This window comes from Streptomyces sp. NPDC087300, from assembly GCF_044744425.1.
GTDB lineage: Bacteria > Actinomycetota > Actinomycetes > Streptomycetales > Streptomycetaceae > Streptomyces.
Genome location: NZ_JBIUYI010000006.1, coordinates 338,748 through 360,055, shown reverse-complemented (window position 1 = coordinate 360,055; position 21,308 = coordinate 338,748). Strand labels below are relative to the sequence as shown.

17 protein-coding genes are annotated in these 21,308 nt (G+C 70.9%); 10 read left to right on the top strand and 7 right to left on the bottom strand.

Going from position 1 to position 21,308, the window contains the following annotated elements:
- Nucleotides 1-160: 160 nt before the first annotated feature.
- The gene (locus ACIO9J_RS26615; RefSeq protein WP_402004531.1) at nt 161-1,000 is read right to left on the bottom strand and encodes an alpha/beta fold hydrolase; all 840 of its coding nucleotides are present in this window, start codon (nt 998-1,000) and stop codon (nt 161-163) included.
- A gap of 157 nt (nt 1,001-1,157) precedes the next feature.
- Between ACIO9J_RS26615 and ACIO9J_RS26610 the strand changes: the two genes are divergently transcribed.
- The 3 genes from ACIO9J_RS26610 (at nt 1,158) to ACIO9J_RS26600 (ending at nt 4,181) form a co-directional block, all read left to right on the top strand.
- Nucleotides 1,158-1,649 carry an SseB family protein gene (locus tag ACIO9J_RS26610; RefSeq protein WP_055563227.1) on the top strand — a complete coding sequence of 164 codons (492 nt, stop codon included), beginning with the start codon at nt 1,158-1,160 and terminating at the stop codon, nt 1,647-1,649.
- A gap of 419 nt (nt 1,650-2,068) precedes the next feature.
- On the top strand, nt 2,069-3,025 hold the full coding sequence (locus ACIO9J_RS26605) for a pirin family protein (RefSeq protein WP_402004527.1): 957 nt from the start codon (nt 2,069-2,071) through the stop codon (nt 3,023-3,025).
- 70 nt (nt 3,026-3,095) lie between these two features.
- Nucleotides 3,096-4,181 (top strand): AI-2E family transporter, encoded by a 1,086-nt coding sequence (locus tag ACIO9J_RS26600; RefSeq protein WP_402004524.1) that lies wholly within the window; start codon nt 3,096-3,098, stop codon nt 4,179-4,181.
- Here ACIO9J_RS26600 and ACIO9J_RS26595 read toward each other — a convergent pair.
- Nucleotides 4,115-6,343 (bottom strand): SpoIIE family protein phosphatase, encoded by a 2,229-nt coding sequence (locus tag ACIO9J_RS26595; protein ID WP_402004521.1) that lies wholly within the window; start codon nt 6,341-6,343, stop codon nt 4,115-4,117. The two genes, ACIO9J_RS26600 and ACIO9J_RS26595, sit on opposite strands and share 67 nt — an antisense overlap.
- A 164-nt stretch (nt 6,344-6,507) precedes the next feature.
- Here ACIO9J_RS26595 and aspS point away from each other — a divergent pair, with 164 nt between their 5' ends.
- A complete protein-coding gene (aspS, locus tag ACIO9J_RS26590; RefSeq protein WP_402004518.1) occupies nt 6,508-8,286 on the top strand; it encodes an aspartate--tRNA ligase in 1,779 nt (592 codons plus the stop codon).
- 170 nt (nt 8,287-8,456) lie between these two features.
- Here the strand turns inward: aspS and ACIO9J_RS26585 are convergent, their stop codons facing one another.
- Together ACIO9J_RS26585 and ACIO9J_RS26580 are read right to left on the bottom strand one after the other, a co-directional pair.
- On the bottom strand, nt 8,457-8,636 hold the full coding sequence (locus tag ACIO9J_RS26585) for a hypothetical protein (protein ID WP_402004515.1): 180 nt from the start codon (nt 8,634-8,636) through the stop codon (nt 8,457-8,459).
- Nucleotides 8,637-8,729: 93 nt separating this feature from the next.
- Nucleotides 8,730-9,428, bottom strand: a complete 699-nt coding sequence (locus ACIO9J_RS26580) for a TetR/AcrR family transcriptional regulator (protein ID WP_402004513.1) — start codon at nt 9,426-9,428, stop codon at nt 8,730-8,732.
- A gap of 139 nt (nt 9,429-9,567) precedes the next feature.
- Between ACIO9J_RS26580 and ACIO9J_RS26575 the strand changes: the two genes are divergently transcribed.
- On the top strand, nt 9,568-10,968 hold the full coding sequence (locus tag ACIO9J_RS26575; RefSeq protein ID WP_402004510.1) for a serine hydrolase domain-containing protein: 1,401 nt from the start codon (nt 9,568-9,570) through the stop codon (nt 10,966-10,968).
- On the opposite strand, the gene ACIO9J_RS26570 is transcribed toward ACIO9J_RS26575, so the two are convergent.
- Nucleotides 10,952-11,830 carry an NAD(P)-dependent oxidoreductase gene (locus ACIO9J_RS26570; protein WP_402004507.1) on the bottom strand — a complete coding sequence of 293 codons (879 nt, stop codon included), beginning with the start codon at nt 11,828-11,830 and terminating at the stop codon, nt 10,952-10,954. The two genes, ACIO9J_RS26575 and ACIO9J_RS26570, sit on opposite strands and share 17 nt — an antisense overlap.
- Before the next feature lie 138 nt (nt 11,831-11,968).
- Between ACIO9J_RS26570 and ACIO9J_RS26565 the strand changes: the two genes are divergently transcribed.
- The 3 genes from ACIO9J_RS26565 to ACIO9J_RS26555 all read left to right on the top strand — a co-directional run bounded on the left by ACIO9J_RS26565 (nt 11,969) and on the right by ACIO9J_RS26555 (nt 15,269).
- The gene (locus ACIO9J_RS26565; protein WP_402004504.1) at nt 11,969-12,553 is read left to right on the top strand and encodes a TetR/AcrR family transcriptional regulator; all 585 of its coding nucleotides are present in this window, start codon (nt 11,969-11,971) and stop codon (nt 12,551-12,553) included.
- A gap of 154 nt (nt 12,554-12,707) precedes the next feature.
- Nucleotides 12,708-14,702 carry a trypsin-like serine peptidase gene (locus ACIO9J_RS26560; protein ID WP_402004501.1) on the top strand — a complete coding sequence of 665 codons (1,995 nt, stop codon included), beginning with the start codon at nt 12,708-12,710 and terminating at the stop codon, nt 14,700-14,702.
- 9 nt (nt 14,703-14,711) lie between these two features.
- Nucleotides 14,712-15,269 (top strand): hypothetical protein, encoded by a 558-nt coding sequence (locus tag ACIO9J_RS26555; RefSeq protein ID WP_402004498.1) that lies wholly within the window; start codon nt 14,712-14,714, stop codon nt 15,267-15,269.
- 79 nt (nt 15,270-15,348) lie between these two features.
- Here ACIO9J_RS26555 and metG read toward each other — a convergent pair whose 3' ends face one another.
- Nucleotides 15,349-16,977 carry a methionine--tRNA ligase gene (metG, locus tag ACIO9J_RS26550; RefSeq protein WP_402004495.1) on the bottom strand — a complete coding sequence of 543 codons (1,629 nt, stop codon included), beginning with the start codon at nt 16,975-16,977 and terminating at the stop codon, nt 15,349-15,351.
- A 94-nt stretch (nt 16,978-17,071) separates the two neighbouring features.
- The gene (locus ACIO9J_RS26545; protein ID WP_402004492.1) at nt 17,072-18,469 is read right to left on the bottom strand and encodes a VWA domain-containing protein; all 1,398 of its coding nucleotides are present in this window, start codon (nt 18,467-18,469) and stop codon (nt 17,072-17,074) included.
- Between ACIO9J_RS26545 and ACIO9J_RS26540 the strand changes: the two genes are divergently transcribed.
- Complete coding sequence (locus ACIO9J_RS26540; RefSeq protein WP_402004489.1) at nt 18,459-18,905, top strand: hypothetical protein; 447 nt, start codon at nt 18,459-18,461, stop codon at nt 18,903-18,905. The two genes, ACIO9J_RS26545 and ACIO9J_RS26540, sit on opposite strands and share 11 nt — an antisense overlap.
- A 247-nt stretch (nt 18,906-19,152) precedes the next feature.
- Nucleotides 19,153-21,243 carry a PhoX family protein gene (locus ACIO9J_RS26535; protein ID WP_402004486.1) on the top strand — a complete coding sequence of 697 codons (2,091 nt, stop codon included), beginning with the start codon at nt 19,153-19,155 and terminating at the stop codon, nt 21,241-21,243.
- Nucleotides 21,244-21,308: the final 65 nt, after the last annotated feature.

Sequence of the window (21,308 nt, the reverse complement as noted above, 5' to 3'; positions counted from 1 at the left end):
GTCGGTAATAAGAATCAACCCCTGATGCCCGAAGTGTGAGCGCTGTCGCTCTTGGTCGCCTCCCGGGGGCCTGACCGGAGGGACGGCTTCCTCGCTGCTGTGCCCTGCTGCTCGTGCCTCGCTCCTGCGCCTCGCTCCCGCGCCTCGCACCTGTGCCTCCTCACGCGTCGTGTTCCGCCAGGAAGTCCGTGATCAGACGCGCCCACTCGGCCGGGGTCTCGGCGAACGGCAGATGTCCGCCGGGGAGCTCCGCCAGGCGGGCGCCCGGTATGCCCGCGGCCACCTCGCGGTGCAGGTACGGCGGCACGAGCTGGTCCTGTGTCGTCGAGACCACCAGCGTCGGCACCGCGATGCCGGCCAGCTCGGCGCGCACGTCCACCTCGTCGATCAGAGCGAGGTGCTCGGCCGTCCCCGCGGGGGCACTCTCGCCGGTGCCCTTGAGGGTCGCGGCCAGGTCGGCGTCGCTCAGGCCGTTGAGCACGGCGGGGCTCAGCGCCTTGGGGGCCATGAAGAGGGCGAGCCGGTCGCGGTCGCCCAGCAGGAACAGCTCCCGCCAGAGCCGCCCGGCCAGGCGCAGGGTGTGGTCCGCCCGCGCGAACGTGGCCGTCAGGACCAGGGCCGTCACGCGCTCCGGGTGGCGCGTGGCCACCCGGAGCGCGACCGGGCCGCCCAACGAGTACCCGGACACGGCGAACCGGTCGAGGCCCGCGGCGTCGGCGGCCGCCACCAGCTGGTCGGCCAGCTCGTCCAGGTCCAGCGGCGCGGTGGATCTCGGCGTCCCGCCCGTGCCCGGGTAGTCGACGCCGACGACGGTGTGGCCCGCGGTCAACTCTTCGAGAACCGGGCCGTAGTTGGCCTCGACGGAACCGCCCGCGCCGTGCGCGAGGAGCAGGCCGGGGCCGGATCCGGTGATGGTGCGGGCGTATGCGGGGGCGGATGTGGGGGCGGGCGCCGGTGCTGGTGTGGGTGCGTACGCGGGTGCGGGCGTGGTGGTGGTCATGGGTCCCTCTGGGTGGTGTGGCGCGGGTCGGGTCGGTCGCATTTCTGTATCGGTTGCTATGGAAATAACCGTAGCGATCTGGGCGACCCTTTGTCTAGTGGTCGCTACAGATTCATTTCCGTCCGGCCCCACGGCCCGTCTCGGTACGCTTGCGCCCATGTACGGCTACGACCAGAATCCCGGCGCCCAGCAGCAGTACGCCCCGCCGGGCGCGCAGCCGCCGCCGCAGCAGATGCAGGGCATGCCCGGCGGTGGCTACGGCCAGCAGCCTCCGCTCTATCCCGAGCCCTCGCCGCCGTCCCTCGCGGACGCGGTGCGCGCGTTCACCACGGGGTCGATGTCCGCCGAGGACTTCCAGCAGGCCTTCGCCACCTCGAAGGTCTACTGCCCGCGCGGCGACAACCCCGGGTTCCTCGCGCTGCACAACACCCAGCAGCCCGTGATCCCCATGTTCACCTCGCTCAAGGAGCTGCGCCGGTACGCGGGCAAGGACTCCAAGTACTTCGTGATCACTGGGGCGGAGGTCATCGATCTGCTGCCTACGGGGTACGGGTTCGTGCTTGATATGGAGGGGGAGCATCGGATGGTCTTCGATGCGAAGGCTGTGGAGCAGATGGTGGATTTCGCCATGCGGCGGATGTATGGCTAGGGCCTGACCGGGTTTCTGGTGCTCGGCCTTCGGCCTTGCCCCCCTGTGTTCTCTCGCGTGCGGGTTCGTCGTGGCTGGGCGCGCCGTTCCCCGCGCCCCTTGCGGAGTTCCCCGCGCTCCTTTGCGCAGTTCCCCGCGCCCCTTGCCCCCCCCCGTGTTCTCTCGCGTGCGGGTCCGTCGTGGCTGGCCGCGCCGTTCCCCGCGCCCCTAAAGACTGCGCCGTTCCCCGCGCCCCTAAAACCCCCGCGCCCCCAAAGGTCGCGCCGTTCCCCGCGCCCCTGACGGGGCGCCCCCCTCGCGTCGTAGATCGATTCCGGCCACCCCCGCAGCCCGGAGGGAATTCCCTCCGGGCTTCCTTCGTTCCAAGTGGCAGAAAGTTCTACGTTCAACTAAAGTGAGATCACGAGGAGGTACCGACCATGCCTGCAGTGACCGTCGAGAACCCGCTGACCCTGCCCCGGGTGGTGGCCCCGGGCGATGCCGCGGCGCGCCCCGTGCTCGCCGTGACGACCGCGCCGAGCGGATTCGAGGGCGAGGGGTTCCCGGTGCGCCGGGCCTTCGCGGGAATCAATTACAAGCACCTCGACCCGTTCATCATGATGGACCAGATGGGCGAGGTGGAGTACGAGGCCGGGGAGCCGAAGGGGACCCCTTGGCACCCGCACCGCGGCTTCGAGACCGTGACGTACCTGATCGACGGCACCTTCATCCACCAGGACTCCAACGGTGGTGGCGGCACCATCCAGAACGGCGACACCCAGTGGATGACGGCGGGTTCCGGCCTGCTGCACATCGAGGCGCCGCCGGAGTCGCTCGTCCAGTCCGGCGGGCTCTTCCACGGCCTCCAGCTGTGGGTGAACCTGCCCGCCAAGGACAAGATGATGGACCCCCGCTACCAGGACATCCGCGGCGGTCAGGTCCAGTTGCTCACCACTCCCGACGGCGGCGCGCTGCTGCGTGTCATCGCCGGTGAGCTGGACGGGCACGAGGGGCCCGGCATCACGCACACGCCGATCACGATGGTCCACGCGACCGTGCGGCCGGGGGCCGAGGTGACGCTTCCGTGGCGTGCGGACTTCAACGGGCTCGCGTACGTCCTGGCCGGGCGCGGCACCGTCGGTGCCGAGCGGCGTCCGGTGCACGTGGGGCAGACCGCGGTGTTCGGCGCGGGTTCCTCGCTGACCGTCCGTGCGGACGAGCGGCAGGACGCGAACGCCCCCGACCTGGAGGTCGTGCTCCTGGGCGGGCAGCCGATCCGGGAGCCGATGGCGCACTACGGGCCGTTCGTGATGAACACCCGGGCCGAACTGGAGCAGGCCTTCGAGGACTTCCAGAAGGGTCTGCTCGGTACGGTGCCGGCGGTCCACGGCATGTAGCCGTGCAGGTGGCCGTACAGGTAGCCGTACATAAAGTGCGGTCTCCGTAGGGCCGTGCTCGGGTAGGAGGGTGAGCACCCTGCTGCCCGAGCCCGCCCGCCGCACCGCCGCCTGGTGCGTGGTCGCCCTGCTCGTCACCGGCGTGGCCGCCGTGGGGATCTGGCTCTGCGTCACCCTGAAGACGGCGGTCACGCCGGTCCTGCTCGCGCTGCTCGGCACCGCGCTCCTCGGCCCGCTCTACCGGCGCCTGGTGCGCATGAAGGTGCAGCGCTCGCTCGCCGCGGGACTGACCTGCGCGGCCGTCGTCGCCGTCGTCGGCGGGGCCACCTACGTCGTGGTCAAGGCCCTGATCGACAGCGGCGACCAGATCATCGCCTCGCTGAAGCAGGCCGCCACCGACCTGTCCAAGTACTTCGGCGCGGCGGGCACCTCGCTCGACGACATGGCCTCCAACGCCAAGGAACTCTTCGGCAAGTTCGGCGGCACCGCCGCCTCCGGCGTGATCAGCGGGCTCAGCACGGTCGGCGAGATGATGGCGATGGCCGTCCTCGCGCTGCTCCTCGTCTTCTTCTTCCTGCGCGACTCGCAGCGCGCCATGGGCGCCCTGCGCACACTCGCCCCCGGCGGCAGCGCCGACACCATCGAGGCCATGGCGCGACGCGCCTTCGAGGCCATCGAGGGCTTCATGCGGGGGACCACGATCATCGCGCTCATCGACGCCGTCTGCATCACCGTGGGGCTGCTCGTGCTGCGGGTGCCCGGCGCCTGGGGGCTCGGCGCGCTCGTCTTCGTCGGCGCCTACATCCCCTACCTAGGGGCGTTCCTGTCCGGCGCGGTCGCCATCCTGGTCGCCCTCGCCGACCGGGGCTTCGTCATCGCGCTCTGGGCGCTCGGCGTGGTCCTGGCGGTGCAGGTGCTCGAAGGCCACGTCCTCCAGCCGATGATCCAGAGCCGCACCGTGCAGATGCATCCGGCGGTGGTGATGCTGGCGATCACGGCGGGGGCCTCGGTGGCGGGCATCCTCGGCATGCTCCTCGCGGTGCCGCTGACGGCGGCGGCGTTCGGCATCCTCTCCGAACTGCGCGACCGCTACGCCGGTACGTCGTCCCCTTCGGGGCCGGACGAGCCCGGTCCGGAAGCGCCGGCGTCCTCGTAGAGCTCGAACCAGATGCTCTTGCCGTCGCCGCGCGGGTCCACGCCCCATGCCCCGGCGAGCAGCTCCATCAGGACCAGGCCCCGTCCCGACGAGGCGAGTTCGCCGGGCTGGCGCTTGTGCGGCAGGTCGTCGCTGCCGTCCGCGACCTCGGCCCGCAGGCGGCGGGCGCCCGGTTCGCCGGTGACCTCGGCGACGAGCAGCGCGTCGCCGTCGGTGTGCACGAGGACGTTGGTGAGCATCTCCGAGACCATCAGGACGGCCGAGTCGACCTGGTCGTCGTCGGCCCAGTCGTGCAGCAGGTCCCGCAGGTGCCTGCGCGCGCCCGCGATGCGCTCCGGCTCGGCCTGGGCGACGGTCAGGACCGTGCGGCGGGCGTCCGTGTGCTGCTCGGCGCGGCCCGTCCTGCTCAGCAGCAGCACGGCTATGTCGTCCTCGCGCCGGTCGGCGAGCGGGCCCGTGGTGTGGTGCGAGGAGGGGCCGTGCACGGCCTGCACGAGGGAGTCGGCGAGCCGCTCCAGGCCCTCGCCGTCGCCGGCCGCGCCCTCGGCTTCGTACGCGTACCCCTCCAGGATCGTCCTGATCCTGGCCCAGCCGCTGTCCAGGTCGTGGCCGCCGGTCTCGATGAGGCCGTCGGTGCAGATCAGCATGGTCTCGCCGGACTCCAGGACGAGCCGGGTCGTGGGGTAGTCGGCGTCCGGGTCGATGCCGAGGGGCAGGCCGCCCGCGGTGGGGCGGAGCAGGACCGTTCCGTCGCTCATGCGTATCGCCGGTTCCGGGTGGCCCGCGCGGGCCATCTCCAGGACGCCGGTCGCGGGGTCCGCCTCGACGTACAGGCAGGTCGCGAAGCGCGGGTCGTACTCGGTGGCCGCGTCCGTGCCGCTGCCGCTGGACCCGTAGGTGATCGACTCGGTGATCCCGGAGAGGAAGCGCGTGGCGCGCGAGAGCACCGCGTCGGGGCGGTGCCCCTCGGAGGCGTACGCGCGCAGGGCGATCCGCAGCTGGCCCATCAGGCCCGCGGCGCGCACGTCGTGGCCCTGCACGTCGCCGATGACGAAGGCGATGCGGCCGTTGGGCAGCGGGATCATGTCGTACCAGTCGCCGCCCACCTGTAGGCCGCCGCCGGTGGGCACGTAGCGGGCGGCCACGCTCATGCCGGGGATCTTCGGGCCGAGCGTCGGCAGCATCGAGCGCTGGAGGCCCTCCGTCAGCTCCCGCTCGGAGTCCGCGACACCGGCCCGCGACAGGGCCTGCGCCAGCATCCGCGCGACCGTCGTCAGGACCGAGCGCTCGTCGGGCGTGAACGAGACCGGGTACGTGAAGGCCGCCATCCACGCGCCCATCGTGCGGCCCGCGACGGTCAGCGGCAGGAACGCCCAGGACTGCCGCTCGAAGCGGCTGGCCAGCGGCCAGGCCGCCGGATAGCGGCGGCGGTAGTCCTCGGGGGAGGAGAGGTAGACGGCCCGGCCGGTGCGCACCACCTCGGCCGCCGGATAGTCGGTGTCCACGGGCATCGCGGAGAAGGGCCCGTCGTCGCCGGGCTGGTGGCCGTGGTGCCCGATGATCGTCAGGCGGTCGCCCGCGACGCCGAAGACCGCGAGGCCGTCCGGCGAGAAGCCCGGCATGGAGAGCCCGGCGGCGACCCGCAGGACCTCCTCCGTGGACCGCGCCTCGGCGAGCGCGCGGCCCGCGTCGAGCAGGAACGCCTCGCGGGAGCGCCGCCAGTCGCCGGTGACCGGGGTGCGCGCGGCGGTGCCAGGGGCGGGCTCGGTGACCTCCTGGAGGGTGCCGATCAGCTCGTACGCCTCCGTCGCGTCGTGCAGGACGGGCTTGGAGCGGCTGCGGACGGTGCGCAGCACCCGGCGCCCCGTCTCGTCCATGATCCGCAGCCGGGCCTCGGCGAGGGTGCCCTCGGCGACGGCGAGCTGGACGGTTCCGTAGATCTCGTTCCAGTCGACCGGGTGGAAGCGGGAGCGCACGCCCGCCTCGGTGAGGGTCTGGGCGCGCGCGGGCAGCCCGAGCAGCCGGGCGGCCTCGGCGTCGAGCGTGACGGTCCCGGATGCGTTGTCCCAGCGCCACAGTCCGGTCGCGATCGCGGCCAGGACGTCCCGTACGGGAGGCAGGGAGTCGTCCCCCACCTGTAGGAGGGGATCGTCGGTGCGCATTGACCCACTTTAGGAAGATGTACACGGAAGGCGCCACCGAGCCCCGACGGCGCGGGGGCCCTGGAGGGTGGCCGTGCCGGATATCCGGAAACCGATCTTCGACCGGACGGTAGCCTTGTGGGGGTCTGCTCTCTCCCCTATTCGCGAAGACTGGATGAACGACGATGCATCGGTACAGGTCCCACACCTGCGGCGAGCTCCGCGCCTCTGACGTCGGCACCGACGTCCGGCTGAGCGGCTGGCTGCACAATCGCCGAGACCTGGGCGGCATTCTGTTCATCGATCTCCGCGATCACTACGGCATCACGCAGCTGGTGGCCCGGCCGGGCACCAAGGCCGCCGAGGTCCTGGACAAGCTGTCCAAGGAGACGGTGGTCCGGGTCGACGGCAAGGTCGTCTCGCGCGGCACGGACAACGTGAACCCGGAGCTGCCGACCGGCGAGGTCGAGATCGAGGCGAGCGAGGTCGAGGTGCTCGGCGCCGCGGGCCCCCTCCCCTTCACGATCAACGCCGAGGACGGCGTGAACGAGGAGCGGCGCCTGGAGTACCGCTTCCTGGACCTGCGCCGCGAGCGCATGCACCGGAACATCATGCTGCGGTCCTCGGTCATCGCCTCGATCCGCTCGAAGATGGTCGCGCTCGGCTTCAACGAGATGGCGACGCCGATCCTCACCGCGACCTCGCCCGAGGGCGCGCGTGACTTCGTGGTCCCCTCCCGCCTGAACCCCGGCAAGTTCTACGCGCTGCCGCAGGCCCCGCAGCAGTTCAAGCAGCTGCTGATGATCTCGGGCTTCGACCGCTACTTCCAGATCGCGCCGTGCTTCCGCGACGAGGACGCGCGCGCGGACCGCTCGCCGGGCGAGTTCTACCAGCTCGACGTCGAGATGAGCTTCGTGGAGCAGGAAGACGTCTTCCAGCCCATCGAGAAGCTCATGACCGAGCTCTTCACGGAGTACGGCGGCGGCCGCGAGGTCACCTCGCCGTTCCCGCGCATCCCGTTCCGCGAGTCGATGCTGAAGTACGGCAACGACAAGCCGGACCTGCGCGCCAAGCTCGAACTGACCGACATCACGGACATCTTCGAGGGCTCCGAGTTCAAGGCGTTCGCGGGCAAGCACGTGCGCGCCCTGCCGGTGCCCGACACGGCGTCGCAGTCCCGCAAGTTCTTCGACGGCCTCGGTGACTACGCGGTCGAGCAGGGCGCGAAGGGCCTGGCCTGGGTGCGCGTCGCCGAGGACGGTTCGCTGACGGGCCCGATCGCCAAGTTCCTGACCGAGGCGAACGTGGAGGAGCTGACCAAGCGCCTCTCGCTGGCCCCCGGTCACGCCGTCTTCTTCGGCGCGGGCGAGTTCGACGAGGTCTCGAAGATCATGAGCGCCGTCCGTGTCGAGGCCGCCAAGCGCGCCGGGCACTTCGAGGAGGGCGTCTTCCGCTTCTGCTGGATCGTCGACTTCCCGATGTACGAGAAGGACGAGGACACCGGCAGGATCGACTTCTCCCACAACCCCTTCTCGATGCCCCAGGGCGGCATGAAGGACCTGGAGGAGAAGGACCCGCTGGACATCCTCGCCTGGCAGTACGACATCGTGTGCAACGGCATCGAGCTGTCCTCCGGCGCGATCCGCAACCACGAGCCCGACGTCATGCTCAAGGCCTTCGAGATCGCGGGCTACGACGCGGAGACCGTCGAGCACGAGTTCGCGGGCATGCTGAAGGCGTTCCGCCTCGGCGCCCCGCCGCACGGCGGCATCGCCCCGGGCGTCGACCGCATCGTGATGCTCCTCGCGGACGAGCCGAACATCCGCGAGACCATCTCCTTCCCGCTCAACGGCAACGCGCAGGACCTGATGATGGGCGCGCCGACCGAGCTGGACGAGTCGCGGCTGCGCGAGCTGAACATCTCTCTGCGTAAGCCTGTGGTGCAGAAGCCCGCGGCGCAGTAGCGGATGTGGGTGAGGCCCCCCGGAACTTGGTGTTCCGGGGGGCCTCTTGCGTGTTCGGGCTGCTTCTTTGCTGCTGGTGCGTCGTGGCTGGTCGCGCGGTTCCCCGCGCCCCTTACGGGCCCTGGCGGGCCCTTGCGCGGTTCCCCGCGCCCCCTAAACGGTCGTGCTGCTCAAGCCGCGTGTGTGGGGGAGGACTTGGCCTCTGCCTCTGCCCACTCCGTCACGAGCCGTTCGTACACGAGTCGTTCGTCGGGGCGCAGGCGGCCGCCCGCACGCAGCCACAGCGCACGGATCTCCTCGTTGACCTCGTCGGCGGTGCGTCGCCGGTCGGGAGAGGGAGTCGTGGCCATGTGGTGAAGCTTACGTAGGAGAGTGTGAAGGCGCCGTCAATTTGAGTCGCCTCTCCGCATGACTTAGCTCACCGTGATCCACTTTTTAGGGTTTCAGATCGCCGTGAGCCGTACGGCGAGTCCGTCGAGGACCCGCTGGAGGCCGTAGTCGAAGGTCTCGTCCCGTTCCTTGCCGGGATCCCGCTCCCCCGCGCCGCCCGCCGCGCCGTCGCCCTCGCCCGCCAGGCTCCGGGCGAACTCCTGCTCGGTCTTGCCGCTGCGCGCGATCAGTGACAGGTACGCCGCCTCGCTGGTGGCCATCCCGATGACGTACGACATCAGGGTGTTCAGGGCGAGTTCGCTCTCCTGCGCGGGGAAGCCGGCGGCCTGGCACACGGCCGCCATCCGCCCGGACATCTTCGTCACGTTCGGGCCCAGGTGGATCAGGCCGACCTGGCCGAGCACCGAGGCGACCCAGGGGTGGCGCAGGATCATCGCGCGCAGGCTCTCGGAGCTGGCCGCGGCCGCCGCGCGCCAGTCGTCGGCGCCGGTGGCCGCGGGCACCGCGAGCTCGCCGTAGACCTCGTCGACGACCAGCTCGATGAGCTCGTCCTTGTTGGCGACGTGGCGGTAGAGGGAGGTGGCGCCCGCGTCCAGGCGGGTGCCGAGCTTGCGCATGCTCAGCGCCTCCAGGCCGTCCGCGTCGAGCAGCCGCACGGCCTCGGCGACGATCTGCTCGCGGCTCAGCTGCTCGCGCTGACGGCGCGGGCGGGTCCACACCGAGGCGATCTCGGGCTTCTGATCGGCGGACATGGCGGCCTCCTGGGGTGGTGACGGGCTCGTGCCCCCACGGTAGCGCACAGCGTTCGCACCTTGCGTACGCCGATCCGTGTGCGTACGGTGTTCGCAAGGCGAGCACGACGTACGCATCCGATTCACCGTGGAGGACCCCATGTCGCAGAAGACGTTCGACGCCGCGCACTGGCAGGCCAGGTTCGAGGAGCTGCGCGCCCGCCACCACGTGCCGGGTGCCCAGCTCGCCGTCCTGGCCGACGGGGAGGTCCACGAGCTGGCGAGCGGCGTGCTGCACACCGGGACCGGGGTGGAGGTGACCACGGACTCGGTGTTCCAGTCCGGCTCGATCGCCAAGGTCTACACGTCGACGCTGGTCATGCGCCTGGCCGACGAGGGCCTGCTCGACCTGGACGCGCCGGTCAAGGAGGTGCTCCCCGAGTTCGAGACGGCCGACGAGGAGGCCACGCGGACCATCACCACCCGCCAACTCCTCTCCCACACCAGCGGGTTGACCTGCGACTTCACCTATGACGCCGGGCGCGGTGACGACTGCCTCCAGCGCTACGTCGAGGCGGCCAAGGGTGTGGCCATGGACTGCCGCCCCGACACCGCCGTCTCCTACAGCAGCCTCGGCTACAACGTGCTCGGCCGGATCATCGAGGTCCTCACCGGCCAGACCTGGGACGCGGCCCTCAAGGACCGCCTCTTCGCCCCGCTCGGCCTCGAACGCTCCATGACGCTGCCCGAGGAGGCACTCTCCCACCGCGTCGCGATGAGCCACCTCGGCGAGCCCGGCCAGTACCCGGACCCGGCCCCCGCCTGGGACCTGATGCCGCGCTCCGCGGGACCCTACGGCCGGGTCGTCGTCTCCGCCGGTGACGTGGCGCGCCTCGCCGCGATGCACCTCGAAGGCGGCACGGCCGCCGACGGCACCCGGGTCCTGTCCGCGGCCGCCGTCGACGAGATGCAGCGCCGCGTGGTCGACGTCCCCGACAAGTGGACGGTCAGCTCCGACGGTTGGGGTCTCGGCTGGACCCTCTACGACTGGGACGGCGTCACCGGCTACGGCCACGACGGCGCGGCGATCGGCCAGTACGGCTATCTCCGCGTGGTCCCCCACGCGCGGGTGGCCGTCGTGCTGCTCACCAACGGCGGCGGGGCGCGCGAGCTGTACGGGGCGCTCTTCCGCGAACTGCTCGGCGCCTTCGCCGGCGTGCGGATGCCGGACGCCTTCGAGCCGCCCGCGCGGCCGCCCGTGGTGGACTTCTCGCGGCACGTCGGCAGGTACGAGCGCGCGGGCGTCGTCATCACCGTCTCCGAGCGGGACGGCGCGCCCCACCTGGTCTACGAGTTCGTGGACGGCATGAAGGACTTCTCGCCGGCGCTCGAAGTGGACCTGCACCCGGTGACCGAGTCCGTCTACGCGGGCACGGGCGCGGGTCCTTCCTTCAGCGAGGGCTACATGCCGGTGGTCTTCGCGACCCTCAGCGACGGCACGGAGTGCTGCTACATCGGCATGCGGGTCGCGCCGAAGGTGGCCGTCAGCCCTTCTTCCTGAGCAGCTCCACCGCCCAGGAGAAGCTGTCCGCGCCGTGGCCCGCGTCGACCACGCGGCGGAAGACGTCCCGCACCGCCTCGGGGAAGGCCGCGTCCACGCCCGCGTCGGACGCCGTGTGGACGACGTGTTCCATGCTGGCCAGGCCCATCGCGGTGCGGTCCACGTCGCCCGCGTGGTTGCCCGCGTCGATGCGCGACGCGTAGAAGTCGACGAAGTGGCCCATGCCGGCGAAGTTCTCCACGACGTACGGGGCGATCTCCGAGGCGGAGATGCCGTGCGCGTCCGCCACGGCGACGGCCTGCCAGTAGGCGATCATCGACGGCCAGAAGATCGCCATGTTCAGCTGGTACATCAGGGCGGCCAGGCCCTGGTCCTCGCCCCGGTGGTCGGACTTGCCGGTGATGACCTCAAGGGCGTCGCGGTGCTTGTCGTACGCCTCGCGCGGGCCGCTGTAGAACGTCGAGGTGTCCGGGGTGCCGATCAGCGGCGGCGGGCACAGGACGCCGCCGGTGAGGTGGACGCCGCCGAGTTCGGTCACCCAACGGGCGCCCGCCCGCGCCTTCTCGGGGGTGTCCGAGCTGAGGTTGACCAGGGTGCGGCCCGCGATCGCGTCCTTGGCGGGCTCCAGGATCGTGTACATCGCGTCGAAGTCGGTGAGGCTGAGAATCACCAACTCATTGGCGCCCAGGGCCTGTTCGACGGTGGGGGCCAGGGTGGCGCCGCGGGCCACGAGGGCGTCGGCGCGGGACGGGGTGCGGTTCCAGAGAGTGACGTCGTAGCCGCGGTCGAGATAGGCGGCGGCCATCGCCTGGCCCATGGGGCCGAGGCCGACGACGGTGACGGACTGCGGTGCGGAAGGCATGCGGAACTCCAGACGTGGAAGCGGTGGCTGCGGAGCGTCACCGGAAGGACTAGAACGATCGCTCTATCCAGTGCAGGGGGAGAACGTAGCACAGCTCTAGAACGAACGCTCTAACTAATTTCCGGTACGCTGGCCCGCATGGCCGAGAAGAGCGCTCCCAGCACCCGCGACCGGATCGTCGCCGTCTCCGCACGCCTCATCCAGCGCCAGGGGTACGTGGGCACGGGCATCAAGCAGATCGCCAAGGAGGCGGAGGCCACGCTCGGCTCCGTCTACCACTTCTTCCCCGGCGGGAAGGAGTCCGTCGCGGTCGCCGCGATCGGCCACAGCGCCGAGGAGTTCTCGCTGATGCTGCGGGAGGGCCTCGCCGGGGGCGGGGACCCCGGCGCCGCCGTCGAGCGCTGCGCGGTCGAACTCGCCGTAGCCCTGCGGGAGTCGGGCTGGACCGACGGCTGCCCCGTCACGGCGGCCGCGCTGGAGACCCTCGGCACGGACTCGGAGATCCAGCGGGTCTGCGCGGACGCGCTGCGCGCCTGGGAGGGCATCGTCGAGTCCCGCTTCCTCGAAGCCGGCTTCACGGCCGAGGATGCGCGGGAGCTGGCGACGACGGTGATCAGCACGCTGGAGGGCGCGGAGGTGACCGCCCAGGTCACCCGGAGCGAGGAGCCCTTGCGGGCGGCGGGGCGGCAGTTGGCGCGGCTCGTGGGGTCGTACGGGGGCTGAGCCGTGGTGTGACCGGTTCACGCGATGTGCATTGGTATGTACCAATGGCATAGGGTCCTCGGCGCCGTGCGGTGCATAGCCACCGCATGGCGCTTTTTTATGAACCAATGCACCAAAGCGAAAGAACCACGTGAATCAACGTATACGTGCCGCCGTGCGCACCGCAGCGCTCGGTGTCGCGGCAACTGCCGTACTGCTCAGCACTTCTGGCCCTGCGGCAGCGGCGCCGGTGACCCCGGCCGCCCCCGCCCCCACCGTGTCGTCCTCCCCGGAGGCGACTCCGGACGCGACCCCGGAGGCCACCCCGACCCCCGAGCGCACCGAGCCTGCCAGGACCCCGGCAGCCACCGAGGCCCCCACGGACCAGAAGCTCAAGGCCACCCCCGAGGAGATCGCCGAGGCCAGGGCCGCCGAGGCCTACTGGACCCCCGAGCGCATCGCGGACGCCGTGCCCGCCAACCCCGACAAGGGAGTTGAGGACGGACCGCCCACCACGGCGGGCGACATGCTGCGGGCCCCCTCCAGCGTCAACGGCAACGGCGTCGCCACCGCCGGTGTCTTCCTCATCAACCAGGACGACGACCCGCAGTCGGACCCGGGCAAGCGCGACCAGTTCTGCTCCGCGTCCTCCGTGGCCTCGCCCACCAAGTCGCTGGTGATCACGGCCGCGCACTGTCTCAACGACAACGACCGGTTCCGCAACCTCGCCTTCGCGCCCGGCTGGAAGGCCGATCCGAAGCACAAGGGCCGCGGCATCGCCCCGTACGGCGTCTTCCCGATCAAGAAGGGGAAGATCTGGATCGACGGCCGCTACCTGTCCCTCGGCACGCAGAAGGCCGACGACCTCGACTTCGCCTTCCTGCGGACCGGCCCCAACTCCAAGGGCCAGTTCCTGGAGAACGCGACGGGGATGGGCAACGAGCTGACCACGCTCCCCGCCTCCGGCAATCTGAACCAGAAGAACGTCACGCTGATCGGCTTCCCCGGCAGCTCCAAGTCGCCACGCGTGTGTCCCAAGACGTCCACCAAGGCCTACGCGGGGCGCTTCCTGGAGATCGCGTGCGACGGGTTCGCGCCCGGCGTCTCCGGCGGCCCGTTCCTCCGCAACTTCGACGGCAAGCGCGGCGACGTCATCGGCGTCATCGGCGGATACAAGACGGGCGGCAAGTTCGACAACGTCTCGTACTCCTCGCAGTTCGACGCCGATGTCGTACGCCTCTACAACCAGGCCGTGAACGACTACACGCCGGACAAGCCTTCGCAGAACGAGGGCATGGGCGACGCGGGCCTGTGGCGGCACGCCACCGCCGCGGCCACCGGTGAGTTCCACACCTCGTCGCAGAAGACGAAGGACGGCGACCTCGTCGTGAAGTGGTCCGACGGGGAGATGACGCTCTACCCCGGCGACCAGTCGCAGGGCTTCTACACCGGCTGCGCCAAGGGCCAGCCCTGCGAGACGCGCCTCGCGAAGCCGAACAAGATGTGGGCCGACTACGCCGAGGTCATCACCGCGGGCGACTACACCGGCTCCAACGCGTACGACCTGATGGTCAAGTGGATCGACGGCGAGGTCACGATCTACAAGGACATAGACGAGAACACGCAGCTGCCCACCTCCACCTCCGAGCACCCGGCGAACGAGATCACCGTCGCCAAGGCCGGTTCGACGTGGAAGTACGCGAAGGGCATCGCGACCGGCAAGTACGGCGGCAACAAGTGGGCCGACGACCTCGTGGTCCGCTGGGTGGACGGGGAGGTCACCAAGTACACGAACGTCGACGGCGGCGGCTTCCACGCGGAGCAGCAGCTGCTGGCCCCCAACGCCCTGTGGAAGGAGCACGCCTCGGTCATCGCGGGCGGCGACTTCGACGGCACGGCCAACTCCGACTTCGACCTGTTCGTGCGCTGGTCGGACGGCGAACTCACCATCTACGAGGACATCGGCGCGCACGGCCTCGGCAAGGAGAACCGCCTCAAGGGCCCGAACGGCACGTGGAAGCACGCGCGCGTGATCGCTCCTGGCGAGTTCGGCGGCAACCTCTGGGAGGACGACGTCTTCGTGCGCTGGTCCGACGGTGAGGTGTCCGTGTACGGCAATACGCAGGCGGACGCGCTGGGGCGCGAGTACCAGCTCGTTCCGCCCGGATAGGGTCGTTTCATGCGTATACGTCAAGCGGGGCTGTTGTCCGCCGCCGCACTGATGCTGGTGTCCGGGTGCGGGGCCGGTGGGGACGGCGCCGGGTCCGGTGAGGCTTCTGCCTCGGCGAAGCCCGAGGCGTCCGGGGCGTCGGGCAAGACCCGCCCCTGGGAGCCGGACGACGCCCAGCGCCGGGCCGACCGGGCGCTGGACGCCGCCGCCGAGGACGACGGCACGGAGGCGGAGTTCGTGGACGCGGGCACGGCGTACGTCGGGTCGGGGCTGGACAAGTCCTTCCCGGCGGGCGGCAAGAACCCCTACCGCTTCGAGATCACCTGTGACACGGACGAGGCCGAGGAGCTGACCCTGACCCTGTCCCGGGCCGGGGAGGAGCAGGCCTACGGCGTGGGGTGCGGGGACCGCGAGGCGGACCAGTTCAACGTCCCCGCGGGCAAGCCCTTCAAGGCGCGCGTCGCCCCCGAGAAGGACGGCACGGGGCTGATCTCGTGGCGGCTGAACCAGGTGGACCCTGCGGACGTGGCCGGATGCGACGACGACATCAACGGATGCGAGGACTGAGAGCGCACACGCGAGAAGTCCCGGTGCCCGCCCCGAGTCAGGGGGCGGGCACCGGGACTTCTCGTTGCTGCCTGTGCCGCTAGGCGGTCGGCTTCTCCTCCAGGCGAGGGAAGAGCACCGCGCCCTTCGTCACCGTGGCACCGACGGGCAGTTGGCCCCATGTGCCGGCGTCCTGCACGCGCTGGGCGGGGAGCGCGCCGAGGGCGGCCTCCGCGCCGAGGGAGTCCCAGAGCTTCTGGGACGTCTCCGGCATGACCGGGTTGAGGAGCACCGCCACCGCGCGGAGCGACTCCGCCGCCGTGTAGAGGATCGTCGCCAGGCGGGCCTTGCCCTCCGGGCTCTCGTCCTTGGCCACCTTCCACGGCTCCTGCTCCGTGATGTAGCCGTTGACCTGCTTGACGAAGGCGAAGATCGACAGGATGCCGGACTGGAAGTCGAGCTCCTCGCCGATCGCGCGGTCGGCGTCGGCGACCGCCTTGGCCAGGCCGTCCTGGACCGCCTTCTCCGCCTCGCCGGAGGCCGTCGCCTCGGGCAGCGCGCCGCCGAAGTACTTGCCGACCATGGCGGCCACGCGCGAGGCGAGGTTGCCGTAGTCGTTGGCGAGCTCGGAGGTGTAGCGGGCGGTGAAGTCCTCCCAGGAGAACGAGCCGTCGCTGCCGAACGCGATCGCGCGCAGGAAGTACCAGCGGTACGCGTCCACGCCGAAGTGCGAGGTCAGGTCCTGCGGCTTGATGCCCGTCAGGTTCGACTTCGACATCTTCTCGCCGCCGACCATCAGCCAGCCGTTGGCCGCGACCTTGCCGGGGACCGGGAGGCCCTGCGCCAGCAGCATCGCGGGCCAGATCACCGCGTGGAAGCGGAGGATGTCCTTGCCGACCAGGTGCACGTTCGCCGGGAACGTCGCGTCGAACTTCTCCTGGTTGGCGCCGTAGCCCACGGCCGTGGCGTAGTTCAGGAGCGCGTCGACCCAGACGTAGATGACGTGCTTGTCGTCCCACGGGACCTTCACGCCCCAGTCGAACGTCGAGCGCGAGATCGACAGGTCCTGGAGGCCCTGCTTGACGAAGTTCACGACCTCGTTGCGCGCGGACTCGGGCTGGATGAAGCCCGGGTTCGCCTCGTAGAGGGCGAGGAGCTTGTCGCCGTACTCACTGAGCTTGAAGAAGTAGTTCTCCTCCTTGAGGAGCTCCACCGGCTTCTTGTGGATGGGGCAGAGCTTCTGCCCGTCGAACTCGCCCTCGCCGTCGACGAGGTCGCCGGGGAGCTTGTACTCCTCGCAGCCCACGCAGTACGGGCCCTCGTAGCCGCCCTTGTAGATCTCGCCCTTGTCGTAGAGATCCTGGACGAACTCCTGCACGCGGTCGGTGTGACGCTTCTCCGTCGTACGGATGAAATCGTCGTTCGCGATGTTCAGGTGCTCCCAGAGGGGCTGCCAGGCCTCGGTGACGAGCTTGTCGCACCACTCCTGGGGGGAGACGCCGTTCGCCTCGGCCGTGCGCATGATCTTCTGACCGTGCTCGTCCGTGCCGGTGAGGTACCACACCTTCTCGCCGCGCTGACGGTGCCAGCGCGTGAGCACGTCCCCTGCAACGGTCGTGTAGGCGTGGCCCAGGTGAGGAGCGTCGTTTACGTAGTAGATGGGGGTCGAGACGTAGAACGCCTTCGCGTTCTCGCCCGCTCCCTGCTTCTCGGATCCAGTGGCCGCCATGGTCGAAATCCTAACGGCCCGATCGAGATCGACTCACATCGATATCAGGGGGCGGACCCGGGGCTTCCGGCTCCCGGGTCCGCCGTCCCCGGCGCTACGGGCGCCAGGCCGCCAGCACGCCCTCGTACAGCTCCTGGTCCGTGAGCTCGCGCGGGGCCGGGCCCGCGTGGAAGAAGGCCGCGTTGTCCGCCTTCAGCTTGCGCAGGTAGTCAAAGCCCTTCGCGTCGTGCTCGCCGAACGCGACGAACTGGAAGAAGAGGGGGTGGGCGGCCGCGTCCTTCAGGGCCTGGGTCGCCACGCCCTTCGCGTCCGGCGGGCCGTCCGTCTGGAAGACCACCAGGGCGGGGGTGCCGTTCTCCTTGTGCTCCGACTTCTCGTAGTGGGCCACGACCTCTTCGATCGCCCGGTGGTAGCTGGTACGCCCCATGCGGCCCGCGGCGGCGTGCAGCTCGTCCACACGGCCCTCGTGCTCGGCGAGCGTGAGGGTGCCGGTGCCGTCGATCTCCGTGGAGAAGAGGACGACGTGGACGGTGGCGTCGGGGTCGGTGTGGGCGGCCAGCGCGAGCACCTGCTCGGCGAGGCTCTGCGCGGAGCCGTCCTTGTAGTACGACCGCATGGATCCGGAGCGGTCGAGTACGAGGTAGACGGGGGCGCGGGTGCCGGTGAGCCCGTTCTTCTCCAGGGCGGCGCCGGCGGCCTTGTGGGCGGTGGCCAGCCCCAGGGGCGGAGGGCTGGCGGGGGCGCCTTGGGCGGTTGATACGTCGGCGTCCGCGTCCGCCTCCGGCGTGGGGGCGGTGGGTGTTGCCTCTGCCTCCGGCACGGTGACGTCGGGCTCGGGCTGCGCCTTCGCCGGTGCGGTGACTTCTGCCTCCGGCTCGGGGGCGGTGGCCTCTGCCTCCGGCTCGGGCACGGTGATCTCAACCGTGGGCTCCGCCTGCGGCGCGGGCGTGGGCTCTGCTTCCTCCGCCGGCGCGGCGACGGGCTCAGCCTCCGGCTGGGGGGCCGCTTCCTGGTCGGACGACTGGACGCCCTCGTTCTCGGAGCTCGGCGACGTGGGCTGTGCCCACCCTTCCCCAAGCTCTCGGCTTCGCTCGAGCAGGGGAGACCCCACTCGCCCAGCGGGACGTTTGCCCACAGCAGCAGCAGCAGCAGCAGCAGCAGCGTCCGCGTCCGCGGCGGTGGTGTCCGCGTCGGCAGCGACGGCGTCCGCGTCGGCAGCAGCAGCGGCGTCCGTGTCCGCGGCGGTGGCGTCCGTGTTCGCAGCGCTGGCGTCCGTGTCCGCAGCGCTGGCGTCCGCGTCCGCGGCGATGGCGGTGGCGGCGGCATCCGCGTCCGCAGCGGTGGCGTCTTGCTCCGGGGTGGGAGCCGCAGCCGCAGGCTCAGGCTCAGTGGCGTCCGTCGTGGCCTTCGGTGCCGAGGGGGTCTCGTCGGGCTCGGGCTCCGCCTCGGCGGTGGGCGTCGGCTCGGGGGCAGGGGCGGGCGTGACCTCCACGACAGGCGTCGGCTCCGGGGCGGAGCCGGACGTCGGCTTCGGGGCAGACCCGGACGTTGCCTCTGACGTAGTCGACGGCCTCGGCTCCGAGGACGGGGGCGGGACCGTGACGTTGTCGAAGGCCGCTGCCACCAAGTCGTCCACCGTCGAGGGTGACGGTTCCGAGCTCGGGGCGGGGACCTTGGCCTTGGGCGTGGGGGAGGGCTCCGAGGAGGGGGCCGGGACCGTCGGCCTGGCCGGGTCCGGGGAGGAGGAGGCGGACGAGGGGGGCGACGAGGGGGTGGATGAGGAGGACGTCGACGCCGGGGCGTCGGTTTCCCGCGCAGTCGCACGCCCAGGCTCCCGTGCCTCCGGAACGCTCTCCTTGCGTGACCGTCCGAACGCGTTCCGCAGGCGGTTCAGAATGCCCATGTGCGCAACCCTTCGCGTGAGTTGATTCCCGAAAATCCCTGGCCAGGGCGGACACGTAAGGTTAGCCGCCACCCGGGGCGATCTTGGGCAGGGTCGCCCACCGTCACCCGCCCGAACCACCCCGCGCGGCAAGCCTCGCGCCAACTCCCTCCCGTGTGCCACGGATTCACCCTCCGTTCACCCTCCGGCCGTCGTCCTGCCGGACGCCGCTCATAGCGTCACGGCGAAAACCGGCCACGCCACACGCCGATACGCCACACGACGGAGGACCCGTGCGCACACTGCTGCCGATCATCACCTCGCATCAGGGGAGCGGCGGCCGTTCCGCCCTGACCTGTCGGTTCCGCTGTGGCGACGCCTGTTTCCAGGAAGCGCCCAACACCAGCGAGAACGACTACGTCGGCGACGTCATCGCCGGTGCGCTGAGCCGCCGTTCGATGATGCGCGCGGCCGCCGTGGTGACGGTCGCCGCCGCCGCGGGCACCGCGGTCATAGGCGGCCCGGCCGCGCCGCAGGCGGCCGCCGCCGTCCCCGCGGGACGGTCGCACGGCAGGGACAAGGCCGCCCGCGGCCTGCGCTTCGCGCCCGTCGCGCCCAACACCGCCGACACCGTCACGATCCCCGCGGGGTACGAGCAGAACGTCGTGATCCGCTGGGGCGAGCCCATCCTGCGCGGCGCCCCCGCGTTCGACGCGGACCGGCAGAGCGCCAAGGCGCAGGCCGGACAGTTCGGGTACAACAACGACTTCCTGAGTCTGCTTCCGCTGCGCCGTGAGCACGGGCGGCAGGTCCTCGTCGCCAATCACGAGTACACCGACGAGATCCTGATGTTCAAGGGCTACGACCCCGCGAACCCGACCCGCGAGCAGGTCGAGATCGCCTGGGCGGCGCACGGTCTCTCCGTCGTCGTGGTCGAGGGGGAGCGGCGCAGCGGGAAGCTGCGGGCCGTGAGCCGCCACCAGCTCAACCGGCGGCTCACCGCGACCAGCCCCTTCCGGCTCTCGGGACCGGTGCGCGGCAGCGAGCTGGTGCGCACGAAGGCGGACCCGCGCGGCACCACCGTCCTCGGCACCCTGAACAACTGCTCGGGCGGTACGACCCCTTGGGGCACGACGCTGCACGGCGAGGAGAACTTCAACCAGTACTTCGCCAACGCCGAGAAGGTCACGGACCCGGAGCGGGCCGCGCGCCTGAAGCGGTACGGCGTCGTCGGCGGCGCTTCCGAGCGCAAGTGGGAGCGGTTCGACGACCGCTTCGACCTCGCCAAGGAGCCCAACGAGGCCAACCGCTTCGGCTGGGTCGTCGAACTCGATCCGTACGACCCGGACTCCACCCCGCGCAAGCGCACCGCGCTCGGCCGCTTCAAGCACGAGGCCGCGCAGCCGCGCCTGACGCACGACGGCCGCCCCGTGGTCTACATGGGCGACGACGAGAAGTTCGACTACTTCTACAAGTTCGTCAGCAGCAAGCGCGTCGCCAAGGGGACGTCGCGGGCCGCGCACGAGCACAATCTGACGCTGCTCGACGAGGGCACGCTCTACGTCGCCAAGCTGACCGGCGACTCCCCCGCCGACGAGATCGACGGCAAGGGGACGCTGCCCGCCGACGGCGAGTTCGACGGCAGCGGCACGTGGATCCCGCTGGCCACCGCGGGGCCCGGCGGCAAGGCCGTCAGCCACGTCGACGGGATGACCGCCGAGGAGGTGTACGTCTTCACGCGCTTCGCCGGTGACAAGGTCGGCGCCACGAAGATGGACCGGCCCGAGGACATCGAGCCGTCGCCGCACACCGGCAAGGTGTACGTGGCGCTCACCAACAACTCCGACCGCGGCAAGGCGGGCAAGGCGGGCGCGGACGAGGCCAACCCGCGCAACCTCAACAAGCACGGGCAGATCCTGGAGCTGACCGAGCGCCGCGACCGCGCGGAGGCCACCACGTTCGCCTGGTCGCTCTTCCTCGTGGCCGGTGACCCGGAGGACCCCTCGACGTACTTCGCGGGCTTCCCCAAGGACCGGGTCTCCCCGATCTCCTGCCCCGACAACGTCGCCTTCGACCCGCACGGCAACCTGTGGATTTCCACGGACGGCAACCAACTCGGCTCGCACGACGGCCTGTTCGGTGTCGCCACGCGCGGCGAGCGGCGCGGTGAGCTCAAGCAGTTCCTGACCATGCCGACCGGCGCGGAGACCTGCGGTCCGCTCGTCCAGGACCGGCGGGTGCTCGTCGCCGTGCAGCACCCGGGCGAGGTCGACGGCGCTTCCGTGGAGAAGCCCGCGAGCGCCTGGCCCGACGGGCCCGGCAGGATCGTGCGGCCCTCGGTCGTCTCCGTGTGGCGCGAGGACGGCTGCGACATCGGCGTCTGACCGTACGGACGCGTACGACGAAGGGGCACCCCGCCGCTGCGGGGTGCCCCTGTCACGTCCTGCCG